Annotated in this window: 20 protein-coding genes and 1 pseudogene; 12 read left to right on the forward strand and 9 right to left on the reverse strand. The window is 62.0% G+C overall.

Annotation, left to right across the window (positions count from 1 at the left end; translation table 11 throughout):
* Positions 1–114 precede the first annotated feature (114 nt).
* From R3F72_RS09415 to R3F72_RS09435, 5 genes are all read left to right on the forward strand, one after another.
* Positions 115–849, forward strand: a complete 735-nt coding sequence (locus tag R3F72_RS09415; protein ID WP_087719540.1) for a GntR family transcriptional regulator — start codon at positions 115–117, stop codon at positions 847–849.
* Positions 850–911: 62 nt separating this feature from the next.
* Positions 912–2,072, forward strand: a complete 1,161-nt coding sequence (nagA, locus tag R3F72_RS09420) for an N-acetylglucosamine-6-phosphate deacetylase (protein WP_332779513.1) — start codon at positions 912–914, stop codon at positions 2,070–2,072.
* Positions 2,072–2,215: a hypothetical protein gene (locus tag R3F72_RS09425; protein WP_332779514.1), complete on the forward strand. Its 144-nt coding sequence runs from the start codon at positions 2,072–2,074 to the stop codon at positions 2,213–2,215. Before nagA ends, R3F72_RS09425 begins: the two co-directional genes overlap by 1 nt.
* 99 nt (positions 2,216–2,314) lie before the next feature.
* On the forward strand, positions 2,315–2,473 hold the full coding sequence (locus R3F72_RS09430) for a hypothetical protein (protein WP_332779515.1): 159 nt from the start codon (positions 2,315–2,317) through the stop codon (positions 2,471–2,473).
* Between the two features lie 174 nt (positions 2,474–2,647).
* Positions 2,648–3,448, forward strand: a complete 801-nt coding sequence (locus tag R3F72_RS09435) for a Cof-type HAD-IIB family hydrolase (RefSeq protein ID WP_332779516.1) — start codon at positions 2,648–2,650, stop codon at positions 3,446–3,448.
* A 60-nt stretch (positions 3,449–3,508) separates the two neighbouring features.
* On the opposite strand, the gene R3F72_RS09440 is transcribed toward R3F72_RS09435, so the two are convergent.
* From R3F72_RS09440 to R3F72_RS09455, 4 genes are all read right to left on the reverse strand, one after another.
* On the reverse strand, positions 3,509–4,543 hold the full coding sequence (locus R3F72_RS09440; RefSeq protein WP_332779517.1) for a YcjF family protein: 1,035 nt from the start codon (positions 4,541–4,543) through the stop codon (positions 3,509–3,511).
* Complete coding sequence (locus tag R3F72_RS09445) at positions 4,540–5,931, reverse strand: YcjX family protein (RefSeq protein ID WP_332779518.1); 1,392 nt, start codon at positions 5,929–5,931, stop codon at positions 4,540–4,542. The genes R3F72_RS09440 and R3F72_RS09445 overlap by 4 nt, the downstream gene beginning before the upstream one ends.
* 168 nt (positions 5,932–6,099) lie before the next feature.
* Positions 6,100–7,695, reverse strand: a complete 1,596-nt coding sequence (locus R3F72_RS09450) for a solute:sodium symporter family transporter (protein WP_303854269.1) — start codon at positions 7,693–7,695, stop codon at positions 6,100–6,102.
* A gap of 229 nt (positions 7,696–7,924) precedes the next feature.
* Entirely contained in the window at positions 7,925–9,478 is a 1,554-nt protein-coding gene (locus R3F72_RS09455) for a glucosyltransferase domain-containing protein (protein ID WP_332779519.1), read from the reverse strand.
* Between the two features lie 317 nt (positions 9,479–9,795).
* Here R3F72_RS09455 and R3F72_RS09460 point away from each other — a divergent pair, with 317 nt between their 5' ends.
* From R3F72_RS09460 to R3F72_RS09485, 6 genes are all read left to right on the forward strand, one after another.
* Positions 9,796–11,379 carry a glucan biosynthesis protein G gene (locus tag R3F72_RS09460; protein WP_332779520.1) on the forward strand — a complete coding sequence of 528 codons (1,584 nt, stop codon included), beginning with the start codon at positions 9,796–9,798 and terminating at the stop codon, positions 11,377–11,379.
* Positions 11,372–13,870 carry a glucans biosynthesis glucosyltransferase MdoH gene (gene mdoH, locus R3F72_RS09465; protein ID WP_332779521.1) on the forward strand — a complete coding sequence of 833 codons (2,499 nt, stop codon included), beginning with the start codon at positions 11,372–11,374 and terminating at the stop codon, positions 13,868–13,870. Before R3F72_RS09460 ends, mdoH begins: the two co-directional genes overlap by 8 nt.
* A gap of 165 nt (positions 13,871–14,035) precedes the next feature.
* Complete coding sequence (locus R3F72_RS09470; RefSeq protein WP_071233199.1) at positions 14,036–14,278, forward strand: GlsB/YeaQ/YmgE family stress response membrane protein; 243 nt, start codon at positions 14,036–14,038, stop codon at positions 14,276–14,278.
* 159 nt (positions 14,279–14,437) lie between these two features.
* Positions 14,438–15,718 carry an acyltransferase family protein gene (locus tag R3F72_RS09475; RefSeq protein ID WP_303854277.1) on the forward strand — a complete coding sequence of 427 codons (1,281 nt, stop codon included), beginning with the start codon at positions 14,438–14,440 and terminating at the stop codon, positions 15,716–15,718.
* 133 nt (positions 15,719–15,851) lie between these two features.
* Complete coding sequence (locus tag R3F72_RS09480) at positions 15,852–18,263, forward strand: DUF1266 domain-containing protein (protein ID WP_332779522.1); 2,412 nt, start codon at positions 15,852–15,854, stop codon at positions 18,261–18,263.
* 262 nt (positions 18,264–18,525) lie between these two features.
* A complete protein-coding gene (locus R3F72_RS09485; protein WP_332779523.1) occupies positions 18,526–19,137 on the forward strand; it encodes a C40 family peptidase in 612 nt (203 codons plus the stop codon).
* Between the two features lie 79 nt (positions 19,138–19,216).
* Here the strand turns inward: R3F72_RS09485 and R3F72_RS09490 are convergent.
* Positions 19,217–20,417 (reverse strand): annotated as a pseudogene (locus R3F72_RS09490) (IS3 family transposase).
* Between the two features lie 143 nt (positions 20,418–20,560).
* Positions 20,561–21,043, reverse strand: coding sequence for a peptidylprolyl isomerase (gene slyD / locus R3F72_RS09495; protein ID WP_303854288.1), 483 nt, complete (start codon positions 21,041–21,043; stop codon positions 20,561–20,563).
* Between the two features lie 206 nt (positions 21,044–21,249).
* On the opposite strand from slyD, the gene R3F72_RS09500 reads away from it, so the two are divergent.
* On the forward strand, positions 21,250–21,537 hold the full coding sequence (locus R3F72_RS09500; RefSeq protein WP_303854283.1) for a hypothetical protein: 288 nt from the start codon (positions 21,250–21,252) through the stop codon (positions 21,535–21,537).
* A 133-nt stretch (positions 21,538–21,670) separates the two neighbouring features.
* On the opposite strand, the gene R3F72_RS09505 is transcribed toward R3F72_RS09500, so the two are convergent.
* The 3 genes from R3F72_RS09505 to R3F72_RS09515 all read right to left on the reverse strand — a co-directional run bounded on the left by R3F72_RS09505 (position 21,671) and on the right by R3F72_RS09515 (position 24,644).
* Positions 21,671–22,657 (reverse strand): lipid A deacylase LpxR family protein, encoded by a 987-nt coding sequence (locus R3F72_RS09505; protein WP_303854285.1) that lies wholly within the window; start codon positions 22,655–22,657, stop codon positions 21,671–21,673.
* Positions 22,658–22,839: 182 nt separating this feature from the next.
* The gene (locus R3F72_RS09510) at positions 22,840–23,307 is read right to left on the reverse strand and encodes a glycine zipper 2TM domain-containing protein (protein WP_087719556.1); all 468 of its coding nucleotides are present in this window, start codon (positions 23,305–23,307) and stop codon (positions 22,840–22,842) included.
* A 155-nt stretch (positions 23,308–23,462) separates the two neighbouring features.
* Positions 23,463–24,644 carry a cupin domain-containing protein gene (locus R3F72_RS09515; protein WP_332779524.1) on the reverse strand — a complete coding sequence of 394 codons (1,182 nt, stop codon included), beginning with the start codon at positions 24,642–24,644 and terminating at the stop codon, positions 23,463–23,465.
* Positions 24,645–24,666 lie beyond the last annotated feature (22 nt).

Below are 24,666 nucleotides of genomic sequence, written 5' to 3' on the forward strand. Positions count from 1 at the left end.
GACCAATGTCGGCAGTAGCCGAACTGGCAGATTGGTATTCGACTGGTTATGTTGGTGGTATTGAAGTGGTATTAACTACGAGCTCCACCACAGCGACACCGGAACCGACCTGCCATGGAACCCACGCTTTCTCGGCTGAAACTGGACGCTGCCCAGTCGACCCCGCTCTATCGCCAGCTGGCCCAGCAACTGGTCGAGGCGATCGAAGCGGGCGACTGGGAGACTGGCGAGGCATTGCCCTCGGAGCGAGTGCTGGCGGAGTCGCTCAACATCTCCCGCATCACGGCCAGAAAGGCGCTGGATCGCCTGGTGGCGCTGGGGCTGATTCAGCGGACCCACGGCTCGGGCACTTTCATCGCCCCGCGTCTGAATCAGTCGCTGACACGATTGACCAGCTTTACCGAACTGCTGGTTCAGCGCGGTCATCGCCCCAGCTCGCGCTGGTTGAGCCGGCGCCTGGGCACGCCAACGGCGGAGGAGAGCCTGCGCCTCGGGCTGAGCGCGGACCACCAGGTCTCGCGGCTCAAGCGGCTGCGACTGGCGGATGACGTGGTCGTCGCGGTCGAGGAGAGCTGTCTGCCGAGCCATGTCCTGTCGGATCCCGAGAGCGTGACCCATTCGCTCTATCGCCGTCTCGAAGACCTGGGCACGCCGATCGTACGGGCCCTGCAGCACGTGTCGGCGGTCAACGCCGATGCCGAGCTGGCGCAACTGGCCCAGGTGCCGCCATCCCAGGCGCTGCTGATGATGACCCGGCTCGGCTATCTCGCCGACGGCCGGCCCGGCGAACTGACGGTGACTTATTGTCGCACCGACTATTACGACTTCATGGTGGAACTCACCCAATGATGGCAGCCCAGGAAAATGAATGAAGGAAATGACCCAGTGAGAGCGTTCGAGCAGGAGAGGACATGCTTTACGGCAACATTCTGACCCCGGCAGGGTGGCGGCTCGGCACGCTCGACTGGCGTGACGGGCGAATCGTCACCCTCGAGGGGGAGGCGGTCGATCCGGACGCCAATGATCATCCCCGCCTGCTACCGGGATTCGTCGATCTGCATGTCCACGGCGGCGGCGGGGCGGACGCCATGGAAGGAGGCGATGCCGCCGCCACCATGGCACGTACCCATGTGCGCTTCGGGACCACCAGCCTGCTGGTCACCACCATGACCGCGCCGGTATCCGATATCCGTCAGGCGTTACGGGATATCGCTCGGCTGATCGACGAGTCGCCCGTTCAGGCCTCGCGACTGCTGGGCGTGCACCTCGAAGGGCCTTATCTCAACCCCGGCAAGCTGGGCGCCCAGCCGCCGTATGCCCACCCCGGCGTGATCGAGGAGGTCGAAGCCCTGATGGCGCTCGCCCCGATCCGGCTGCTGACGCTGGCACCGGAGCTGTCCGGCCATGCCGAGCTCATCCGCCTGCTACGCGAGCGCGGAGTGCGGGTGCAGATGGGGCATACCCTGGGCAGCTATGAAGAGGGCGTGGCCGGGCTGGCTCACGGCGCCCAGGGTTTCACTCATCTCTTCAATGCCATGACCGGGCTGCATCATCGCAAACCGGGAATGGTCGGCGCGGCGCTGGCGCATGCCGACTACGCCGAAATCATTCCCGATCTCCTGCACGTCCATCCCGGGGCGATTCTGACGGCCTTGCGCTGCATTCCTCACCTCTATGGCGTGACCGACTCCACCGCCGCGGCCGGCATGCCCGACGGCGAATATCGGCTCGGCGAGCAGCATGTCACCAAGTGCCTGGGCGGCGTGCGACTGGCCGATGGCACGTTGGCCGGCAGCACGCTGACCATGGATCAGGCGCTGCGCAATCTGGTCCAGATCGGTCTCGATCTCGGCGATGCTTGCCGACGGCTGTCGCAGTATCCCGCCGACTTTCTCGGCGAGACCGAGATCGGCCGGCTCGAGATCGGCTGCCGCGCCGATGTCGTGGTCATGAATGCTCGACTCGAGATCGATGCCGTCTATGTCGGGGGCGAGCTCGCCCACCAGGCATCGGCGACGTCACGAGAACAGACGACAACACGGGCGGCCGGTGCGCCGCGGGAGAGCCACTGATGTCACTGATGCTGGAAGAGGCGCAGAGCGCCCCGGAATGCCTGCGAGCCCAATGGCAGGCCAACGCCGACACGCTGGCCGAGTTCGGCTATTTCGGAATGATCTGGGGCTGTTCGTCTACGGCGTACTCAACCGCATCCTGATCGTCACGAGGCTGCATCGGCTGGGGCCTTCGGCTACGCGCTCTTCTACGGTTTATCGACCAACGGCTGGATGACGCTTCCGGAGGGTTTTGCTACTTCGTGCTCTACCACGGCGTCTTCCGCTGGGTCATCGTCCGCTTCGATGAATCCGCGCTCCTGGCGCTGGGGGCCGCCGGCATCCAGGAAATTGGCCATGGCGTCCTGCATCTGGTGATGGGGCGGCAGGCCGGCGCGGTGGCCAACAGTCTCAAGGCTTGAGCCGTTCCGACGAGATCGGTGGCATCGCCGAAACGTCGTTGCTGATATCTCGCTGCGAGCGTCGACGATCTGGCATCGTTGACGCTCTGCATTCTGGTTTTTGACACTGTAAGCTCGAAGCTGCTATCAACAGCGCCCCGCAACCGGCGCTTGTCGCTCACCCGAGGAGACTCCATGAACCAGCATCTGATCGCCAGCGATCTCGACAACACGCTGTTGAATGCCGAGCATCGCGTCGATGCCTTGACGCGAGACACCTTGCGGACGTTGTCGGCGCAGGGCCATGTGATCGCGCTGGCCTCCGGGCGGCACTATCACGATATCGCGGCGATCCGCCAACAGCTGGAGATCCCGGCCTGGATCATCAGCAGCAACGGCGCCCACGTTCACGATGCCGACGATCGGCTCGTCAACGAAACGCTGGTGCCGACCGCGCTGGTTCAGGCGCTGGTGGCGCTGCCGCGTCCGGAGACAGTGCGGCTCAATCTCTATACTCACGACCGTTGGCTGATCGACGCCGAAGCGCCGGAACTGTTGCCGCTTCATGCAATGACGGGATTCACCTACCAGGTCGATGACATGCGCGACCTAGCGGATGAACACGTCGGCAAGGTGCTCTATATTGGCGAGCCGGCATTGCTCAAGCCGCTGGAGCACACCCTGCGGGAGGCGTATGGAGAGGCGCTGCATATCACCTATTCGGCGGCCAATTCGCTGGAGGTCATGCATCGGGGCGTGAACAAGGCGACCGCGCTGAGCCGTGCGATCAAGGCGCTCGATCTTCCCATCGAGCGGGCGCTGGCGTTCGGCGACAATTTCAACGACGTCGAAATGCTGACGCTGGTGGGCAATGCCTATGTCGTCTCCAACGCCCATCCCGAGGTCATCGATCAACTGCCACGGGCCAAGAGGATCGGCGCGCATCACGAGTCGGCGGTGGCCCACACGCTGCGAGCGTTCTTTTCGCTCGATTGATGTCACGGTGTCGCTTCACGCGCTCTCGATCGACTCGGCGGCGAATTTCCGTTCGCCGAGTCAACCCTTCTCCGCAGTGTCATCCAGCCGCCGCAATTGCTGCCACACTTCACGCCGCAGGTCGGCGAGACGCGGCTGTTCGCCAGGCTCGAATGCGATCGGCCGGGTAGTGCGCATGGCGCGCAGGCCCAGGCGTGCCGTCAGCAGCCCGGCGCCCAGGCCCTGACCGGCGCGACTCGATAGCTTGGCTGCCAGGTTCATCGACAGCAGATCCATACCGGCGTCAGTGACCATCTCGCTGGCACCGGCGAAGGCCATGTTGCGCAGCACTTCCCTGAGCAGTTTGAGACGGCTGGCGTAGCCGAGCTGCAGTCCATAGAGCGCGGCGATGCGATCGAGCATGGCAATGTTGCGCCAGGCCATCAGCGACATGTCCACCAGGGTCAACGGGCTGACGGCGACCATGACGGCGGTTTCTCCCGACATTCGCGTCACCAGCCGTCGTGCCGCCCGGTCGCGCGGCGCGAGGATGTGGTGCGCGATCAGTTCGCGGGTCTCGTGCGCCGTATGGTGCGCCTGGTGGGCGCGCAGGAAGGACTGCCAGTGCGGATGATCCCGGGAGAGCCCCATCTGGCGGCGAAGCTCGTCGGCCAGTGTGGCCGGGTCCGTGCTGGCGTTGTCGGTGTCGTCGATCCACTCGTCGTCCAGTTGCTGCCGCAGGCGTGCGTGGCGGCGCAACTTGCGCAGCCGCCACACTTCGCCAGCGAGCGCCTTGGCAGCCAGCCCGACGGCAAGCAGGCCAAGCATGCTCCAGGCACCCGATAGCCAGTCGCCGCCGAGCGCCGAGGTATAGAGCGACTGTGCGGCCTCGATCGTGCCGAGCGCGAGCGTGCCGCCGAAGATGGCCAACAGTCCCCAGCGGCGCTTGCGCGGCGGTTCGATGGCGGCATCGAGCGCGGGCGAGTCGTCGGCCTCGGAGTAGGGATCGCTGGCCTGCGTGGTTGCGTAGACGTGCGCGCCGCTCAGCGAGACATCGTCGCCAGGCGTCGGCGGCTCCTCGAACGTGAAGCGCTGCCCGGGGCGGGGGTCGCTCATCGCAGTTTATCTCCCATCAGCCATTCCAGGGCCGCGTCCATGCGAATGTGGGGTAGCGCGGTTGGCGTGAACGGTGGCGGCCGGAAGGCCGTGAAGGCGAATCCCTGGCGCTGCCAGAACGCGGGTTCCGGGAGCCGGGTCGGGACGTCGCCGGGGTAGACCAGTAGCGGCTCGCCGTCGAGGCCATGCCCCCGCAGCGCTGGCTGACGCCTGCCGTCGTTTTCGACCTCGCGGGTCTCGGTGGCCCGGATCGAGGCCAGCGAGAAAGCCCGAACCGGGACGTCGGCGTAGCGTAGATCCTTGATCGGTTCGGCCAGCAGCGATTCGAGCAGCGTGACCAGGTTGGCGTGCTGGTCCGGCGTGACGTGGTCCGCCTTGGTGGCGGCGATGGCGAGCCGGTCGATGCGGGGCGAGAACAGCCGGTTCAGCAGGCTTCGTTTGCCGTAGTCGAAACTTCGCATCAAGGTCGTGAGCGCACGCGACAGATCCTCGAAGCGCTCGGGGCCGGCGTTGAGTGCGCCGAGCACGTCGACCAGCACGATCTGGCGGTCGAAGCGGCGGAAGTGCTCTCGATAGAAAGGCTTGACCACATGCTGCTGATAGAAGCGGAAACGCTTTTTCAGCGTCTGGTAAAGGCTGGAGGGGGGCAGCGCTTCCAGCGTCTGACGATCCTTCTCGGTGACGCCCGGCAGCGGGAAGAACTGCAGCACCGGCGCGCCCTGCAAATCCCCGGGCAGCAGGAAGTGGCCCGGCTGCAGGTGAGAAAAGCCGGCTTCCCGGGCCTGGCGCAACGAGGCGGCGTAATGCTCGGCGAGCTCGGCCAGGCGCGATTCGTCCACCGTCTCGTCGGCTGCATGTGTCGCCACGGCGTCTTGCCAGGTCCTGGCGTAGCGTCGACGCTCCGGGCCCATGCTTTCGAGCTGAGCCTGGCTCCAGCTGAGGAAGTCATGCTCGAGCAGCGGCAGGTCCAGCAACCATTCGCCGGGATAGTCGATCAGGTCCAGGGTCAGCGTCGCCGTGTCACCCAGCAGGCCGCGCGCGCGTCGTGTCTTGTAGCGCAGTTGCAGGCGCAGCTCGCTGATACCGCGAGTCGGCTCGGGCCAGTGGGGCGGTGTCGACTTGAGGGAGGTCATCGCTTCGTCGTAGGGGAAGCGTGGGACCCCGAGATCGGGCTGAGAGACGCGCTGTGCACCGAGCAGGCGCTCTTCACGGGCGGATTTGAGCAGGTCGAGACGGGCATCGATACCCGCGTGGCGCAGCTGGTTGACCAGCGAGGTCAAAAACGCCGTCTTGCCGGCGCGGGATAGCCCGGTCACTGCCAGGCGCAGTTGGCGGTCCCGGCTGCGATCGATCAGGTTCTGAAATTCGTGAGTCAGTTGTCGGCGCATCGCCTCGTTTCCGAAGAAAACCTGCCTGCATGGTAAACGATATGAGCGGGTATGCGGGCGTGGCGGCGAGGCCGTGAAAGGATTTTGCCGTGAAAAGAGGCTGAAACGACGACGCCTCGCACGGTAGCGAGGCGTCATCGGTGTAGCGTCGGGAACCTGTCTTCTCTATCAACCGGCAAAGGCGAAGTAGATCGCGAAGACCAGGATCAGCAGTACGATGCCCACCGGCACGGCACCTTTCCAGGGCGTCAGGTCGACGGCCTTGACGTCTTCATGGACCCAGGCTTCGCGGCGTGGGGCGATCTTGCCGATCAGCAGCATCACGACGATGAGCAGCACGAAGACGCCGGCGACGAAGTGATACTGGTTGGTGATCTCGAGGATGCCGTTGAACGGCGGCACGAAGTAGCCGGCAGCGATCAGCACGATCCCCCCGACCAGGCCAAAGATGGCGGCCGACTCCGGCACTCGCTTGGTCAGCAGGCCAACGATCACCACCGCGAGGATCGGAATGAAATAGATGGCGTTCATGGTCTGCAGATAGTCGAACAGGCTATCCTGGCCGGCCAGCAGCGGGGCGATGGCCATCGACGCGACGGCCATGATCCAGCCGAAGACCTTGCCGGAGTTGACGACTTGCTGCTCGCTGGCGTCCTTCTTGAACACGCCCTTGTAGATACCCAGGCTGAAGAGCGTCGTGGTGCTGTTCAGCGCCGAATTGAACGACGACAGGATGGCACCGACCATGACGGCCGCGAAGAAGCCTGTCAGCCACGGCGGCAGCAGATGGAAAACCAGGTAGCCGTAGGCCTGGTCGCCAGCGATGCCTTCATCGGCATAGAGCTGGTAGGCGATGATGCCCGGCAGCACCAGGTAGAGTGGCCCGAGCAGCTTGAGGAATCCGGTCAGCAGCACGCCTTTCTGGCCCTCGGCAAGGCTCCTTGCCGCAAAGGTGCGCTGGATGATCTGCTGGTTGGTGGACCAGTAGAACAGGTTGATCAGGAAGACCCCGGTGAACAGGGTCGGCCAGGGCACCTGCTGGTCCGGACGCCCCAGCGAGTTGAGACGCTCGGGCTGGGCCTCCTGGATTGCCTGCCAGCCGGCAGCGATGCCGTTGCCGTCACCCGCGGCATCGAGGCCGAGATAGACGATCAGGAAACCGCCGACCAGCAGGCCGATGGCGTTGATGCTGTCGGAAACCGCGACCGTGCGCAGACCGCCGAACAGGGCATAGACGGCGCCGATGATGCCGACGCCCCAGACCGTCAGCCACAGCAGCGTCGTGCTGGAGTCGATGCCTGTCAGTACCGGCAAGTCCAGCATGCCCTGCAGGCCGACGGCGCCGGAGTAGAGGATGATTGGCAGCAGAATGACGGCGTAAGCGACCAGGAAGATGACGTTGCAGATCAATTGCGTCGTCGGGCCGAAGCGTTCCTGCAGCAATTGCGGGACGGTGGCGATACCGCTGCGCAAGAAGCGCGGCAGGAAGAATAGCGCCAGCAGCACCAGGGCGACGACGGCAACGACCTCCCATGCCATGACGCTCAGCCCGTCCGAGAAGGCCGAACCGTTCAACCCGACCATCTGCTCCGTCGAGAGGTTGGTCATCAGCAGGGAGCCGGCGATCAGCGGAAAACTGAGACTGCGTCCTGCGAGAAAGTAGCCGCGCGTGTTACTGAGATCGTCACGGTGAGTGATACGCCAGGTAATCAAGGCGACTAATCCCGTGAAGAACAGAAACGAGATTAAAGTCCACGCATGCATAGGGGGTATCCTTGTTGAATGCATCCCGGGGGTCGCGCCAACGTAATTAACGTTGAGTTGCGCCACGTTACCCTGCGAATTGTTGGTCAACTAGTCGTAAATCGCCATTCGCCATTTGTCTGACATAACCTGTCCAATGTGTAGGTGTTTGTTGAACGCCAGTTCACGAGGCAATGACAGAAAGCCGGCAGAGCGCGGACAGCAGGGGGAAGACGCATGCCGGATCGGCTCAGTCGTCGATCGGAAGTTCGGTCGTGGTCAGCGCGTGATGACATTTGCGATCGAACGACACCACGTAACTCCCTTCGAATTGGTAGAGCGTATACCAGGCGCGCCGGGACAGCGCTTCGAGCCGTTGGCATTGCGCCTCGAAGCGCCGACGCAGCGGCGGGTCGTCACTGAGTTCGAAGGCCGAGGAAAGCCCACGACGATAGAGATCCTGATAGCCCCACCAATAGCCATTGTCGAGATAGGGACGGATCAGCTCGCCAATCAAGGGATGTACGGCGATCGCGTTACGTGTCGCGCGCGTGAGGGGCAGCGTTCCATCAATGACCAAAGGCGCGGCTGATGGCTGTGTGGCGAGGTCGTCGATCAGTCGCATCGATACCTCGTCGGCGAAGAGCGCCTGTTGGCGCTGCGCGTTGCCATAGGCGTAAGCCAGGGTCAATGGCGTGCCGAGTGCCAAGACGATCAGAGGCCAGCCCAGCAGCGACCAGGCCGTGGGCCGGTGTGAGCGGCCCAGCCAATGAAGAACGCAGAACAGCAGGCCGGCATACAGCGCGCCGAAACCCATCATCACCCGAGGTTGCCAGATCGGGTGGGCCAGGGCAGCGAGGAATCCCAACCCGCCGAAGGCCAAGCAGGCCAGGACCAGAATCATTACCAGCAGCCCGAGGGCATTGCGTTGCCGATACGCGGCGACCAGCAAACCTGGCGGCGCCACGATGGCCAGCGCCATGAATAGCCACCAGGTAGGCGTGTCCACCATCGTTGCCGCGTAACGCCAGAATTGCCCGGTCTGGCGGAGCATGTGGCCGGGCAGCTGATCGAGCGGCGCCAGCGTGCTGTGCTGCCGGCTGTAGTCGCCGTCGATCAGCGCCGCGGAGACGAGCTTCGATATCACCAGCGCCAAAACGCCTACCGCCAGCGCCCCCAAGTGTCGATTCCAGTCCGGGCGGCCCTGGTGCGAGATGGTCAAGGCAACGTGAAATGCCAGCAGAATGAAGTAGACGTTGGCCGCCGGCTGATAGAAAAAAAGCGAAGCCAAGATGCCGGCACCGCCAGCCAGCCAGCGAAACCGCACTTGCCAGACCTTGCTTTCACGAGGGTCCAGCGCGCAGGCAATACTGGTAATGGCGCAGGCCAAGGCGAGCGCCATGGGCAACGCATCGAAGTGATAGGAGAGGTTTTGTAGGAAAAATGGCTGTACGACCAGTATCAACATCGCGAGCCAGGCATAACCCGTGTCAAATGCGAGCAGGCGACGGCGCCACAGCAGAATCGCCGCGGTGATGGCAGCCAGCCCCAGCCACAGCGGCAGTGGCGCGAGATCGGCGAGACGTGGGCCGCCGTTGACGAGCAATGTGATCAGGCTGGAGAGCGGACGACCGTTGGAGACCCATCCCATTTCGCCATGGAAGCTGCGCCAGATATCGTCACGGTAGAGGCGGTCGGCGTGGATGAGGGGGTAGCTGAAAATGACCAGATACGCCATTATGCCCAGCCAGCGGCGTAACCCGGTTGTCATGATCACCTGGTTGGGGTGCGGATCGATACGCATTCATCGGCCTCATCCGTCGGTGAACCGGGCGCGCAGGTTAGTAAAGCGTGTATGAATAGAACATGAGTCAAATAGCGCGGTCGCAGACCGGTAGCGAGGTCTTTCCGTGTCCGCAGTGTAGCGTATGCTAGACTTCGGCAATACGAAGCACGGAGGCTTCGCTATCTCGTCGCCCTTCATCATGAGTTGCGTCCGCGTGCCGAATGTCGGCAGCGCGGCTACCGGCTCAGCTGACCGTTTACGATATGGCTATGTGCGGCCTTGAACGTTTCGAGCTCGTTGATATCGGCCAAGATAGTTATGACAGGAGTATGAGTGTGAGTGCATCGATCCGGCGGAGTAACCTTGAAAAACGCAAGGCGCTTCTTCCGGTGGTAGCCCTGACAGGGTTGCTACTCAGCGGTATCGCCCAAAATGTATTGGCTTTTGGTTTCGATGATGTCGCGAAGAAAGCCGAAGACCTCTCGAAGCAGGGTTATAGCGAACCTGAGAAAAACCTGCCGGAAGCGCTGCGTAATCTGGACTACGGCCAGTACGAGCAGATCCAGTACAAGCGTGAACGCGATGTCTGGAGTGGAGATGGGGTGCCTTTCACTCTGAGTTTCTTCCACGAGGGCATGCACTACGACAGTGCCATTCAGCTTCATAGCGTCGATGATCAGGGCGTTCAGGATTTCGCCTACAATCCCGACGATTTCACCTACGGCAATCTCGATTTGCCGGATAGCACCAAGAACGACGATGACCTGGGCATCGCGGGCTTCAAAGTCAATTACGCCCTCAACCAGGCGGATCGCAAGGACGAGACGATGGTATTCCTCGGCGCGAGCTACTTTCGCGTCGTTGGCAAGAACCAGGTCTATGGCGTTTCCGGTCGCGGCCTCGCCGTGGATACGGGGTTGCCTTCCGGCGAAGAGTTCCCCCGTTTCAAGGAGTTCTGGATCGTCAAGCCGAGCAAGACGAGCCAGTATCTGACCATCTTCGCGCTGCTGGATTCTCCCAGCCTGACGGGCGCCTATCGCTTCGTTCTGCGCCCGGGTGCCGACACCGTGGTCGACGTCAAGTCGCGGCTTTTCCTGCGCCGCGCGGTCGAGAAGCTGGGTGTGGCGCCGCTCACCAGCATGTATCTCTATGGCCCGGAGCAGCCGTCATCGACGCTGAACTACCGTCCGGCCATTCACGACTCCAATGGCCTGTTGATCAGCGACTCGCAGAACGGCTGGACCTGGCGGCCGCTGGCCAATCCGGCGAAGCTGATGATCAACGAGCATGCGACACCGCGCCTTCGCGGCTATGGCCTGATGCAGCGTGATCACGAGTTCGACAGCTACCAGGATCTGGATAGCCGTTACGATCTGCGTCCGAGCGCCTGGATCGAACCCCAGAACGAGTGGGGCGCGGGCAAGATCGAACTGATCCAGATCCCGACCCCCAATGAAACCAACGACAACATCGTGTCGATGTGGCTGCCGGAAACTGCTCCGCAACCGGGCACTCCGCTGGATTACGATTATCGCTTCACCGTGACCAAGGACGAGAGCCGGTATGTCGATCCGTCGCTGGCCTGGGTCGAGCAGACCCGCCGCTCGCGTGGTGAAGTGCGTCAGGAGAACCTGGTGCGTGAAGCAGACGGCTCGCTTGCCTTCGTGCTGGATTTCGAAGGGCCCTCGCTCTCCGGCCTCGGCAGCGATGCCAACCTGAGCGTTCAGGCCAGTGTCGGCGACAACGGCGAACTGGTTGACGCTTATACCGAGCGTAATCCAGCGACCGGCGGCTGGCGCGTGTTCGTCAAGATCAAGCGCAGCGACAATGCTCAGCCGCTGGATATCCGCGCCTATCTGAATCAGGGCGACAAGCGGGTCTCCGAAACCTGGTACTACCGGCTGCCTGCCAATGGCTGAAGCGACGTCCAGCTCACGGATGGCGTCAGCCGAGCAATACCTGGAGCGGTTGGCACTGGAAACCCAGGATCGTGACGAGCGGCGCAAGCTGCTCGCCAGCGATCTGGACGCTAACGATATGGCATCGCTGCATGCGGCGCTGGGCGGGGGAGAGGTCGATGGCGATGACCCTGCCGCCACATCGGTGGGGCGTCGCCTGGCTCTGGCCTATGCCGAGCCGCCGCTGGCGCCGCCCGAAGTCCTGAGTACCGACGAGCATGGGATCACCCGCCTGCAGACAGCGCCGCCCATGCGGCGGACGCCGCTGGCACCGGAGGCGTGGTCTACCAATCCCTTCGTGCGGTTTGGCCAGCGTCTGAAGAACTGGGCAGATCGTGGCTATCGGCGCAGACAGCGCGAGGCCAAGCCGATCCCGCGCTGGCAGTGGATCGCGAGCGCGCGCCGCTGGGTATTGCTGGTGCTGATTTTCGGCCAGAGCGTCATAGCCGCCAACCAGATGCGAACGGTATTGCCCTATCAGGGCCAGCAATGGCTGGAGATTGCCATTCTGGCGCTGTTCGTGCTGCTGTTTGCATGGGTCTCCGCCGGTTTCTGGACCGCCCTGATGGGCTTCTTCCAGTTGTTGCGAGGCCGGGATCGCTACGCCATCGATTCCGAGGTCGGCGACGAGCCGATCCCGGACGATGCGCGCACGGCGTTGCTGGTGCCGATCTGCAACGAGGACGTCCCGCGGGTTTTCGCCGGCGTTCGCGCGACGATCGAGTCCCTGCGTCAGAGCGGTAACGGTCGCCATTTCGACGTCTTCATCCTGAGCGATACCTTCGATCCCGACATCGCCATCCAGGAAACCCACGCCTGGCTGGCGCTCTGCCGCGATCTCGATGCCTTCGGCCAGGTGTTCTACCGTCGTCGTCAGCGCCGGGTCAAGCGCAAGAGCGGCAATCTCGATGACTTCTGTCGTCGCTGGGGCGCGCTCTACCGTTACATGCTGGTGCTGGACGCCGACAGCGTGATGAGCGGGGCCTGTCTCACGCGCCTGGTTCAGATGATGGAAGCGCATCCTGATGCCGGTATCGTCCAGACGGCGCCCAGAGCCTCCGGGCGATTGAATCTTTATGCCCGCATGCAGCAGTTCGCCACACGGGTGTACGGGCCGCTGTTTACTGCCGGACTCCACTTCTGGCAACTGGGCGAGTCGCATTACTGGGGACACAACGCCATCATCCGCGTGGCGCCGTTCATGCAGCACTGCATGCTGGCACCGTTACCCGGCAAGGGCTCGATGTCCGGCGAGATCCTGTCCCATGATTTCGTCGAGGCGGCGCTGATGCGGCGTGCCGGCTGGGGCGTCTGGATCGCCTACGAGCTGGAGGGAAGCTACGAGGAGATGCCGCCCAACCTGCTCGACGAGCTCAACCGGGATCGGCGCTGGTGTCACGGTAATCTGATGAATTTCAGACTGTTCCTCTCCAAGGGGATCCATCCCGTTCACCGTGCGGTGTTCCTGACCGGCCTGATGTCCTACATCTCGGCGCCGCTGTGGTTTCTTTTCCTGGTCCTGTCGACTGCGCTACTTGCCGTTCATACGCTGAGTACGCCCAACTATTTCCCGGAGCCGGGGATGATGTTTCCGGTATGGCCGCAGTGGAACCCCACGCTTGCCGTCGGGTTGTTCGGGGCCACCGCGACGCTGCTGTTCCTGCCCAAGGTATTGAGCGTGATTCTGGTATGGGTCCAGGGGAGCCGCCAGTTCGGCGGGCCGCTCAAGGTGCTGGCGAGCATGGTGCTGGAGTCGCTGTTCTCGATGGCCCTGGCGCCGGTACGGATGCTGTTCCACACGCGCTTCGTGCTGACCTCGATCATGGGCTGGTCCATTCAGTGGCGGTCACCGTCTCGCGAAAACAGCGACACGACCTGGGGTGATGCAATTCGCAATCACTGGACTCAAACCGTGATCGGGGCGGTCTGGGCCGTGGGGGTTTATCTCATGGAGCCGACCTTCCTGTGGTGGCTATCGCCGATCGTTGGGGCGATGATGATATCGATACCGGTCTCGACTTTATCCAGCCGGGTGTCGCTGGGGAGCGCCTGTTCTCGCGCGCGGCTGTTCCGGATTCCTGAAGAGACTCATCCTCCACGTGTACTGCGCCGGATGGTGCGCCACCTGGGCAGAATGAATGCCGCGGCACCCACGCCGACCTTCGTTCAGGTGGTCGTGGATCCGATATCGAATGCCTTGGCAACGGCGCTGGGAACGTCGCGTCATGCGCACGCCGAGCCTTTGCAGCGGAGGCGCCATGAGCGCGTCAGCCGGGCTGTCAAGCAGGGGCCGGTGGCGATGAACAATCTCGAGCGCCTGGCGTTTCTGGATGATCCGGTGATGCTTTCCCAGTTGCACTGGAGAGTGTGGGAAGATCCCGAGGCTCACGCTGCCTGGCGTCATTACGGATTGCCGCCAAGGGTATCGCTGCGGGTGGCGGCATTCCATTGAGTCGCGGCTGAAATGCGTCTTTCGACGCGAAAACGGGTCCACACATGTGGGCCCGGTTTTGGCCTCCACCTTCGAATAATTCGAGAATGCTGTCTATGCTTGGATGAGGCAATGTGAAGTTGCCCGATGAGCTATTCATGCTGAAGGGAATCAAGGAGTAACACTATGGGCTTCATCCTGTGGCTGATTATTGGTGGCATTGCGGGCTGGATTGCTGGAAAAGTCATGCGTGGCGGTGGGTTCGGTATTCTCGGAAATATCGTCGTCGGCATCGTCGGTGCCGTGATCGGCGGCTTCCTGTTCAGTCTCCTGGGGCTATCGTCGAACGGGCTGATCGGGTCCCTGGTCGTGGCGACCATCGGGGCGATCATCCTGTTGTGGATCGTCGCCAAGGTGAAGAAAGCCTAGACGGATTTCGTACCGACTGGTCCTGGAGAGAAAGCCGCGCCATTGCGCGGCTTTCTTGGTTCTGACTGACCGTTGCGCTCGTGGAAAGCAATCCAGGCCAAGTGCTTGCTGACAGGAATCGGGTACACTAGCGCCTTTGACGGACAGAGATCTGCAAGGATGCCCGATTCAACGACCGGCACGCGTAAAGAGCGCTTCATTGGGCTCGAATGGCTGCGCTTTCTGCTCGGCCTCTACATCGTTATTTTCCATACGCTTCACAACTATCCTTCCATTCGCGATTGGTCGCACTACGTGACCGATATCGGTTTCTTCTCGACTAGCGCCTTTTTCGTGCTATCCGGCTTTCTGTTGACCCATGTCTATCTCGACTCGTCATACCAGATGCGCGAGTCGCCCAGAAGCTTCTGGCTCAAGCGCTTCTCGAATCTCTACCCGATTCACATCGGATCACTGCTTCTCGCCATGGCAGTATCGGCATTGGTTGGCTACCTGGCGATCGCGCCGGGGGATAGCGATATCTCGCTGCGGTTCGTGGTGTATGACGTCAATAACGATATCGGCCAGCTCGACTGGAAGAGCCTGAACCACACCATGGGGCCGCTGGAAACCGGCATCAATCTGCTGCTCAATTTTACCCTGCTGCATGCCTGGAATCCGCTATACCTGACCTTCAATCCGCCGTCCTGGTCGATCTCGGCATTGTTCTTCTTCTATCTGACGTTTCCCTGGCTGGCGCCTCGGCTGCGCCGCGTTCTGCACCCGCGTCGCGCCATGTTGCTGGTCAATCTGGTCTACTTGATTCCGCCTCTGTATGTCATTCTGACCACCGATTACGGCGTGCCGGAGACCGGCATCCTGCACCGCAACCCGTTGATTCGTCTGCCTGAGTTCGCCGCCGGCATCTTGCTTTGCACGTTCTATGCGCAACGCAAGGCGCAGGGGCGGCTGATGACGCTTCCCCAGTGCTGCCTGACGCTGTTGGCGGTTGCCGTCAGCGTGATTCTGGCAGTCACGCTCCTGGGGCTAGGACATGCCTGGTACTACGCCCTGCATAATGGTCTGCTGCTGCCAGCGCAACTGGCACTAATCTACGTTGCCGCACATTGGGGAGAGCCTCGCAGTCGTCGATTGATGCGTTGGGCAACCCGACTGGGCGGCGCATCGTTGCCGATGTTCGCACTGCATGTGCCGCTTTATGCCGTGTTCTCGCGAGTCGAGCGTGTACTCTCCGGCGATCCCGGCCTGTGCAGGACGGATTTTCAAGGCTGCCTGGCAGCGGCGGGTGAGTTGCATCTTTGGCTGTACCCGTTGTTCCTCGTTCTGACCGTGCTTTTCTGTGTGCTGTTCCAAGAGCAGTTCGTGGTGCGCGTCAGAAAGTTCCTGTTACGTCATCTGCTCGGCAAGACCCCGCGCTCTCATACCGAGAAGTTGAACTAGGTCTCTGTCATGTCGTCGTGCGCCGTGGCATCGGCGCACGAGCACCTTTCCGGTATACTGTGCCGCCGCATGCGCCCTGTCGGAATCCATTCGGCGTCCGGCGCAAGCCGTTTCCCGTAGCATGAGGTCTCTCTTGAGCGAACTTCTCGTCCCATGGTGGGCCCAGCAACTGACGCTTTGTGGTTGGCCCCTTGTCAGCGATCCTCGGCTGGCACTCAGCGCCGACCAGGCGTTCGAGCGCCTGATGTTGCTCGGGATCGATAGTCGAGACGAGTTTGCGTGGCGACTCTGGGAGAACGCTTCCGACACAGGCGAGCCTCCAATCGCACGGCTGGCCGCCCTGGAGTTGCTGGCGCTGGGAAGTACCGTGGGCTGGACCCATCCTCGAACGGATGAGGCCTGGCTGCTTGCCCTGGCACGCGACATCGTGACCGACATGCCGACGCTCAAGGCCTGGTTGCAGGCGCTGGCGCATCTGGGCGATCCGGCGCTGGACATGGCGGGGCAGGCACTGTTCGCCCGGGAACGGCAACAGCGAGGCGTTTCCTGGCGTGAGGTTCGGCACAGTCTGAAATCGATCGATATGCCGGCTCCGCTTTGGCCCGCCGATCTCTGGCGAGCCAGGGCCGTCATTGCGCCGGTTCTTGCCTGGCCAATCCAGCATTCCCCGGAAGAACAGCGGCAGCAGCAGGCGCTGTTACGCGAGCAGGGCGAGGTCCGTGGTCCGGATGAGCTCAAGTCCCTGTTGTTCTGGCTCGCTGGCCAAGGGCACCGCTACGGCTGGGAGATGGACGCGGTTCGACTCGCGCGCCAAGGGGCTGAAGCTCGTGTCGAGTGGTTGGCCGGATTGAACGACCAGCAGGACTACGGCCGGGTGTTGCTGCAGTTCCTGGCCGAAGAGGAGCCGCTGGATTGGGCGGCATGGGACTGGCTGCGCCTCGTCGACCAGGCTTACCTCGGCTGCTGCGCTGGCTGGCTTTCTGCCTCGGAGGCGGAGGTGTTCGCGGCCCATGCCATCGATCTCCTGCAGCAGCGCTATGCCGATTGGGAAGCGGTGGCGCGTGCCTATCAGCGAGGGCGCAGCCTGTTCGAAGGTCGAGACCTGCGAGAGACGTTCGACAGCGACTGGGGCGGTCTGCTCGTCGCCAGCCGGAGCCCTTGGGAAATGCCATTTTCCCGGATTTTGGGAGTGGAGCAGCGCCAGTTAGCGCGAGCGTTCATCCAGCAGCAGCGTGGAGAAGCCGACAGTTGGGTGCTGGCCATTGCGGCGGTACGGGACCCGGATCTGATTCATCGTCGCCACCTCGACGAGCCGCTGGGGCAGGCTCGGACTGAGGATGCCGAACGCTACCTCGAAGAAGTTCTCGGCCTGCGCCGGGAAGAGGGCACCGCTGGGCTGGCGAGGTTCTGGATGCCTGCGCAGGCGCATCATCTCAATCAGCTGGCAGCGGATTCTCGCCATCACGTCGGTCGAAAATCGTCGCGGAGGGCATCGCGGCGCCTGGCCGCCTGTGCCGATCATGCAGCAACGATCGCCATGGCGGAAAAGTACGCGTTCTATCTGGTGATGGCCGCCGATAGCGGCCGCTATCCGTCTTCCGAAATCAAGGCGCTGGCTCAGTCGCTATGTGACGTGCTGAGTCGCTTTTACAGCGACCCCTTGCGCATGCTCTCGGCCTGGCATGCCTGGGAAATCGTCCTGAGTCAGGATGAAGCGCCGGAAGAAGTCTCGCTGGCGGATGATATTGCCTGGCATCGGCATGATTTGGGGTCGCCGTTTCACTGGCTGACAACGTCGCGGTCACTGACCTGGCTCGAGCCAGGTGTGCGGCCGACATTGACGCGCTTTACGGCGATATCGCTGGCTGGGCCGCTCAATGAGGCGCTGTGGCAGGCACCGCAGCCTCTGGCGCCGCAGGATCGGCAGGCGTTGGGGGAGTGGGTGGAGCATCAGTATGCCTTGCAGGGCGCTTCCGGGCTCATCGACTTCCTGGATTTTCTGGTCGAAGCGGGTGACCGTCAGGATTACCAGATCAACTATGCGCCCTATACGCTCAATCGCGCTCGGCTCGAGGCGGAAATCGCGATTCTCGAGTCAGGTGAGTGTGCGGACGAGGAGCGCGTCCATCTATTGCGCCTGAAACACGTGCGGGACAATGCCTGCCGCTGCAACGATCAGGACATGACAGCCTGGGATATCGCGCAACTGGTGGATCTTGCCTTGGCCGGTCGGCAGCTCGATTGGCTCGAGGAAGATCGGCTTTCCCACTATCTCGATGCCGCGATGCGGCTGGCTGGGCGGCATTACAGCAGTTGGTACGATTACGCCGAAGGGTTGTACAGCGGTTTCGGGTTTTTCATGGACGACACGCCCGAGCGAGAGGCCTTTCTGATGCGCTTTCGGGAGGCTCTCGATGCCTGGCTGGAAGCAAGGCCGCTATTGGCCGGCGCCTGGGCGAGCCTCGATTTTCCCGGTAGCGCCATGACGCACTGGACATCGCTCCATGTCGATATCCTGCCGGGCGAAGCGCATCATCTGCATTGACGCTGTTCGTTGATCCGGAAGGCTCGCCAAAGCGTTTTCAATGACATATGATCTCCGCTGTGCTACGCCACTGGAAAGAGGGCGTGGCTTTTTTCTGTCCGATTGATCGATGATTCGAGCCGAATACAGGCCGTTTTGGCGGTGACACCTCGTCGAGGTGTGTCACCACCACAGCGACTCCACTTCGCCGGGCGACTCCTCACGAGTCGCCGATAGACAGGCGGTGCCCGTGACGGCTCACAGGCGAACGAGGTCGCGCTGAATGCTAAGACGCACAGCCATGGGGCTGGCACTGGTGATGGTCATGTCCGGTTGCTCCGCTCCTGTAAAACAACAACAGGTCAACGCGCAGTATTCACTTCCCTTGGTCAAATCCCCGACCGTTGCTACCAGCGAAAACCGGAGTGTGCCACCTGTGCCTCAGACAATCCGGGACTTTCGGCCGCAGAATGTCTCTCCGGCAGTAATTCGCAAGGCGCTGCTAAACGAACACGAGCGTTGGGTGGGAACGCCTTACGTGCTCGGCGGGACGACGCGCAACGGTATCGATTGCTCCGCACTAATGCAGCACGTGTTTGGGGAAGCCTTCGCTCTCGAGCTGCCGCGTACGACGGAAGAGCAGGTGCTGGAAGGGAGTCGAGTGGCAGAGAATAGCCTCAAGGCGGGGGATCTGGTCTTCTTCCGGCCGCCGGGACCCTACAATCATGTTGGCGTTTACGTGGGCGATGGCTACTTCCTTCACGCGTCGTCATCCCAGGGCGTGAAGCTGTCTCGTCTCGATAACGTCTACTGGAAGCGCTACTACTGGCAGGCGCGGCGCCCCGTCGAGCGCACACAGCTGGCCCAGCGGGTGATGCTGGCCAGCGAAGGTTGAGATCGGTCGTGAGTGTCGTTGTCTCGACCGAGCGGTAAACGGTGTCTAGTCCTGAAATAGGTTGACATCTAGTTTCGCCTCAGAGCGCCCGATGCACTGCATCGGGTGTTTGTATTTCAGGGCCAGGTGGGGCCGGTCACGGTTATAAATTTCGACCGATTCGTTGACCATGGTGCAAGCTTGATCCAGGTTCCGAGGCTGCACCAACAGGAACTCCGTTTTCAGGATTCCGTTAACCCGCTCCGCCAAGGCGTTCTGGTCCATCGGTCATCGAACACTGGATGCCATGACGAGCGTGCAGGCGCTGGTAGCGATCGCAGCAATACTGAATGCCTCGGTCCGAATGATGAATCAACGGCTGGTCACCGGACCGTTGTCGCAGGGCCTTGCGCAAGGCCTGCTCCACGTCCTCGCTGCGTAGGCTCTCATGCACATGGTGACCCACGATCTTGCGGGAGTAGGCGTCGGTGACCAGGCTCACGTAGCTCATGCCCGAGCGGGTCGGCAGGTAAGTGATGTCGGCCACCCAGACCTGATTGGGGCGGATGGCGATCATCTGACCCGCGCCCGGCTTGAGCAGGTTGGGGTGACGCCGGAAGCGATGGTGGCTATGGGTCGTCTTGTGGTAAGCCCGGCGACGAGGCACCAGTAGCCTGTGAGCCCGTAGGACTTGAAACAGCTGATCCCGCCCCAGGTGCAGGCTCACTTCAGCCTGCTGGTGCAACAGATAGTGGAGCTTGCGAACCCCGATCCGGGGCTGACAACGACGGATCGCCTGCACGAAGCCGATTACCCGCTGATCCCGGCCAGCTCGCTCCCGTTGCGTCCGCTGCGCCTGATACCAGGCCTGACGACTGATTCCCAGAAACGACATGCCCTGCTGACGGTCAATCCGGCAACGCGTTCTTGCGTGAGGACTTGCCGGACCGCTTTTTTACCGAGACCCCGTAATCCTTCTCCATCACATCGACAACGGCTTCGAAGAACTGGGCCTTCTGCTCGGCCAGACGCAGCTTCTCCTCAAGTTCCTTGATGCGCTGCTCCGGGGTCGGGGGCGATTTCGGCATGACAGTTCTCCTGGCGGAGCGCTCCGTGGCACCGGGACGCCAGTCCTGGTGATCATGGCGACGCAACCACTTTAGTACCGTCGAGCGGCCCTGGATACCGTAGCGAGCCTGAGCCTGCTTGTAGGTCATCTCGCCGCGCTCGACCTGGTCTACCACCGTCTGTTTAAAGGCCAGGGTGTAGTCCCGCTGGGTGCGCTTAATGCGTTGATTCATCACGTTCTCCCGAAGTGAGGGCGGAACGTGTCAACTCTATTCAGGACGGGTCAGGGGCATGAAAAAGGGCAGCCATGAGGCTGCCCTTTTATGTGGTGGCGATGCCACCGATAACGGACCCCGGCGAGCGGGATCCGACACGATCAGTGCTGGTGACCACCTTCGCCATGGACGTGACCATGGGACACTTCTTCTTCGGTCGCTTCGCGAACTTCGGTGATCTCGACGTCGAAGTTCAGCTTCTCGCCGGCTAGCGGATGGTTGCCATCGACCGTTACGGTATCGCCTTCTACCTTGGTGACGGTGACCATCAGCGGGCCTTCCTGAGTCTGCGCCTGAAACTGCATGCCGGGCTCGACGTTATCGACACCCTGAAAGGCATCGCGCGGAACTTCCTGAACCAGTGCCGGCTGGACTTCGCCGTAACCTTCGTTCGGTGCGACGGCGACCTGAAGCTTATCACCGCTACCGTGACCCTCAAGCTCCTTCTCGAGGCCCGGAATGATGTTGCCCGCACCGTGCAGGTAGGTCAGTGGCTCCCGACCTTCGGAACTGTCCAGCACCTCTCCCGCATCATTGGTCAGTTTATAGTGGAACGCGACCACGGAGTTCTGGGCAATCTGCATCTCGAAACCTTTGCGTTTGTGCATGTCTGTCCCATCCTAACGTGCCACGGCCTTTCTGTCAGGTCGCAATGACGTTGGATATTGGTCTAGCCGGCTCGATGCAGCCCACGGGACGGCCTCCATAGCAGTTGCGCCGCTTCGTGGGTGTGGTTACCCTGATTTCGAGGATAAACTACCGTGATCCTGCGGTTGAGGAGAAGTTCGTCATGACCGTTTTCGTCGTTTGGCTCATTGCCTTCGCCGTTCTGCTTTTTTTGTTGCTCAAGGCTTGGGATGGTGCGCTCGGAGGGGCGGTCAAGCGCCGGCTGCCGGCACAACTACAGGGAGATCCCGCCCAGGATCGCTGGGTGATGGCGATCGCCTTGGCCGTGCTCGGAGCGACCTTCATCGTGAAACCCGTTTCCATGCTCTTGACGCTGATCCTGCTGGCGATCGTGCTCTGGGTAGGCAAGCGCGTCGTCTGCTGGGGTATGCGTAAAGCCAGGTTGCACTGAGCGGACCGATGGTCCGTCATTTCGGTCGGGGCCATCAGACGCACGACGGGCGATGCTTGAAGCATCGCCCGTCGTGCGTCTGATGCTACCTTTGCGCTCGAGTTGCGTTTGAAGTGACGATCACCAGCTAGCTTTACAGCCAGGTCGAGAGCGTGATCGAGCCGAACTGATCGCCACTGTCCTGCTCCTCGAATTCGTGAGTGCGCCAGACGGAGCTGTAAGTCAGCTGCCAGCGGTTCCAGGAGAGCGCCAGGCCGATCTGGGCATCTCCGACCCAGGGGCGTCGGTCGACGGAGTGGCTGTCCTCGAACGTATTGCCGTCGAGCAGCATATTGTAGGCCATGAGCCGGCCTTCGACGTTGGCAAAGACGTACCAGTTGAAGCCACTATCGGCTTCGAAGAAGATCCGGCTGCCTTGGGCGGGCGCCACGGCCGGAACGCCGAAGCTCTTGTTCAGCCCTTGGCCCAGGCGCAGCCCGAGCCCCGTCGCGGCATAGGTATAGAGGTTACCGGCCGCGAATCCGACCGAAGGGCCGTATTCGGTTTCCAGCGTGCCCAGTTGACCTTGCTTCCACCAGGCGGTGTTATACGCTACGTTGACGAACGGCTCGTTGTGGAGCTGGTTGTGCCAGCCTTCGGGCTCGTCGCTACCGATCAAGTGATGAAAATTTTTCTGCACGGTACGACCGCCGGCGCCAGGGCCCACGATACCCACATCGAAATAGAGGCCGCTGGTGCGACGCCACCCGACGAGCTGTTCGTCATCGAACAATGAGAGCCCGGCATAGAGAACGCCGGCATAGGGGCGGTCGTCCTCGATCAAACGACGCTTGTCGATGTCCTCGGGGGTATAGATCTGTTGCCCGAAACGATAAGCGGCACCATCGAGCGAGTTTGCACTCCAGCCGGGCAGGGCATCGGCAAGGGCGCGAGTCCAGTGGTCCCGGTCGGGCTTGAAAGACCAGTCGATCTCCAGTCCGTTGGTGTAGTGGCCGTCTTCACCGCTGGCAAAAATATCGTTTTCCGATTTCAGTGTCAGGATGCCATCAGCCCAAACCGAGCCGGATATTCCAGCCAAGGCGATGGCGAAGCCGGTTCTTGCCCACGTTAGTCCCTTCATGAATCGTATTATTCCCTTGAACGAATGGTGTGCCCTACACAACATACAACAGCGAAGGTAAAGCGTCGATAACCTTTATAATTAATAGCATGCTAAAAAAACGGCGCCCCGAGGGCGCCGCTGAAAACTATACTGGACGGGCTTTCTACCGCCCGGGTTGCCTTGATCCTTCGTTGCCTTGATCAATAAGGGGCCACGCTCACGCTCGAGCCGCTGGCAACCAGCTTGACGCGCTGACCCACCTGCCAGTTGCGGTCGGCCTTCTGAACGACCACGACGTTCTGACCGCTGTCCTGACGAATTTCGAGCTCGTAACCGTCGACACGGTCCGTTGCCTGCTGAATCTTGCTTCCGGCGACGGTGCCGCCGATGGCGCCCGCGGCGGTCGCGATGGTACGCCCAGAGCCGCCACCGACCTGGTTACCCAGCAGGCCGCCGATCACGGCGCCACCGAGGCTGCCGAGAACGCTTTCGCCGTTACCGCCCTGGATCTGTACCGGGCGAACCGACTGAATGGTGCCGTAGCTGACGGTCTGTGCGGTACCTGCCTGATCGCCGCGATAGACGTCGCCTGAATAGGTCGAGTTGTTGGTGCAGCCAGCCAGGGCCAGCAGGCTCATGACCAGCGCGGGGGCGATAAGTCGTTTCATGATCCATTCTCCTTAACATCCAGATTTGGCTTCGTGCCGGGTACACTGAATCAGTACATTAAAACAGTGTTCTAAAACGAGTCCAGTGCAGAATATCCTTAGCTACGGCACCAACCATGCCTACATGGAGTGTAGACATCGCTGCCACTGGCCCGCTAATCCTGATCATCTTCCTCGGGTACGCTCAGGGTGCCGCTATTGATGAGAGTGGCAAGCAGGGGCTCGCTATTCGGAAACTCAAGTACCCTCGCATCGAGACGGGAATTGGCCGACAGATACTGTGCCAGCTCGAGATCGCAGACAATGGCGTCTCCATCGGCGAACAGCGTGGCCCGGGCGTCATCCAGCCGGCGCCAGGCAAAGCGCGAGCCGAGGCTGTGGGTCAGCTCGCTACCGCTCTCCAGAGCGCTGCGCAGCTCGCTCGGTTCTGCCGGGGATTCGGGCGGGATCAACTGATCCAGGTACTTGGGCTGGGTCATGGCGCGACCGAACCATTGCGCCATCTGTTCCGGCCTGTCGATGGCATCCAGCAGCAAGGCGCGGACACGGGCGATCGCCTGATCGTCCAGTTCGCCGATAGCGGCTGGCGGCTGCAGATCGGCGTCGCCATAGCGCTGGCTGTCACCGAGCTGCTCGCCGATATAGTCGGCAAACGAAGTCACGACCTCATCGGTGGAGGGCGCCCGGAAGCCGATCGAGAAGGTCAGGCAGTCGTCGGCGTCGCTGATGCCATGGTGCGCGACGCCGGGGGGCAGATAGAGCATGTCGCCGGGTTCCAGCACCCAGTCCTGGCCGGCTTCGACCATGAAATCTTCCAGAATCCGCAGATCGATTCCGGGAAGCAGCCTGGCGTCGTCACCGGGCGTGCCGCCCAGTTGCCAGCGACGCCGGCCGCTTGCCTGCAGCAGGAAAACATCGTACTGATCGACGTGCGCGCCCACGCTGCCGCCAGGCGGAGCGTAGCTGACCATGACGTCATCGAGACGCCAACTCGGTATGAAATCGAACGCTTCCAGCAGCTCGGCGACTTCGGGAACGTAGTGATCCACGGCCTGCACCAGCAGCGACCAGCCGCCGGCCGGCAGGCGCGAGAAAGTCTCCTCGTCGAACGGGCCGTGGCTGACCTGCCACGCCTTGTCGGGGCCATGCTCCTCGACCAGCCTGGCTTCGATGCCTTCCTCGCAGGCCAGGCCCGCCAGATCGTCCGGCTCCAGTGGCGAGACGAAGCCGGGCAGCGCGCCGCGGATCAGCAGCGGTGATTTCTGCCAGTGCTGGCTGAGAAACTGGGCGGGCGTGAGGCCGCCGAGCAGTGTGCGAGGCTTGTTGGCCGACGTCATATCGATCTCCAGCTGGGTATCG

It is taken from the genome of Salinicola sp. 4072 (assembly GCF_036663415.1).
GTDB classification, from domain to species: Bacteria; Pseudomonadota; Gammaproteobacteria; order Pseudomonadales; family Halomonadaceae; genus Salinicola; species Salinicola salarius_A.

Excerpts from the sequence above, each read along its gene's own strand:
- R3F72_RS09435 (WP_332779516.1), top strand. The coding sequence starts at position 2,648 with ATGAACCAGCATCTGATCGCCAGCGATCTCGACAACACGCTGTTGAAT.
- mdoH (WP_332779521.1), top strand. The coding sequence starts at position 11,372 with ATGGCTGAAGCGACGTCCAGCTCACGGATGGCGTCAGCCGAGCAATAC.
- R3F72_RS09470 (WP_071233199.1), top strand. The coding sequence starts at position 14,036 with ATGGGCTTCATCCTGTGGCTGATTATTGGTGGCATTGCGGGCTGGATT.
- R3F72_RS09485 (WP_332779523.1), top strand. The coding sequence starts at position 18,526 with ATGCTAAGACGCACAGCCATGGGGCTGGCACTGGTGATGGTCATGTCC.
- R3F72_RS09510 (WP_087719556.1), bottom strand. The coding sequence starts at position 23,307 with ATGAAACGACTTATCGCCCCCGCGCTGGTCATGAGCCTGCTGGCCCTG.
- nagA (WP_332779513.1), top strand. The coding sequence starts at position 912 with ATGCTTTACGGCAACATTCTGACCCCGGCAGGGTGGCGGCTCGGCACG.
- R3F72_RS09505 (WP_303854285.1), bottom strand. The coding sequence starts at position 22,657 with ATGAAGGGACTAACGTGGGCAAGAACCGGCTTCGCCATCGCCTTGGCT.
- R3F72_RS09455 (WP_332779519.1), bottom strand. The coding sequence starts at position 9,478 with ATGCGTATCGATCCGCACCCCAACCAGGTGATCATGACAACCGGGTTA.
- R3F72_RS09415 (WP_087719540.1), top strand. The coding sequence starts at position 115 with ATGGAACCCACGCTTTCTCGGCTGAAACTGGACGCTGCCCAGTCGACC.
- slyD (WP_303854288.1), bottom strand. The coding sequence starts at position 21,043 with ATGCAGATTGCCCAGAACTCCGTGGTCGCGTTCCACTATAAACTGACC.
- R3F72_RS09425 (WP_332779514.1), top strand. The coding sequence starts at position 2,072 with ATGTCACTGATGCTGGAAGAGGCGCAGAGCGCCCCGGAATGCCTGCGA.
- R3F72_RS09515 (WP_332779524.1), bottom strand. The coding sequence starts at position 24,644 with ATGACGTCGGCCAACAAGCCTCGCACACTGCTCGGCGGCCTCACGCCC.
- R3F72_RS09450 (WP_303854269.1), bottom strand. The coding sequence starts at position 7,695 with ATGCATGCGTGGACTTTAATCTCGTTTCTGTTCTTCACGGGATTAGTC.
- R3F72_RS09500 (WP_303854283.1), top strand. The coding sequence starts at position 21,250 with ATGACCGTTTTCGTCGTTTGGCTCATTGCCTTCGCCGTTCTGCTTTTT.
- R3F72_RS09445 (WP_332779518.1), bottom strand. The coding sequence starts at position 5,931 with ATGCGCCGACAACTGACTCACGAATTTCAGAACCTGATCGATCGCAGC.
- R3F72_RS09440 (WP_332779517.1), bottom strand. The coding sequence starts at position 4,543 with ATGAGCGACCCCCGCCCCGGGCAGCGCTTCACGTTCGAGGAGCCGCCG.
- R3F72_RS09475 (WP_303854277.1), top strand. The coding sequence starts at position 14,438 with ATGCCCGATTCAACGACCGGCACGCGTAAAGAGCGCTTCATTGGGCTC.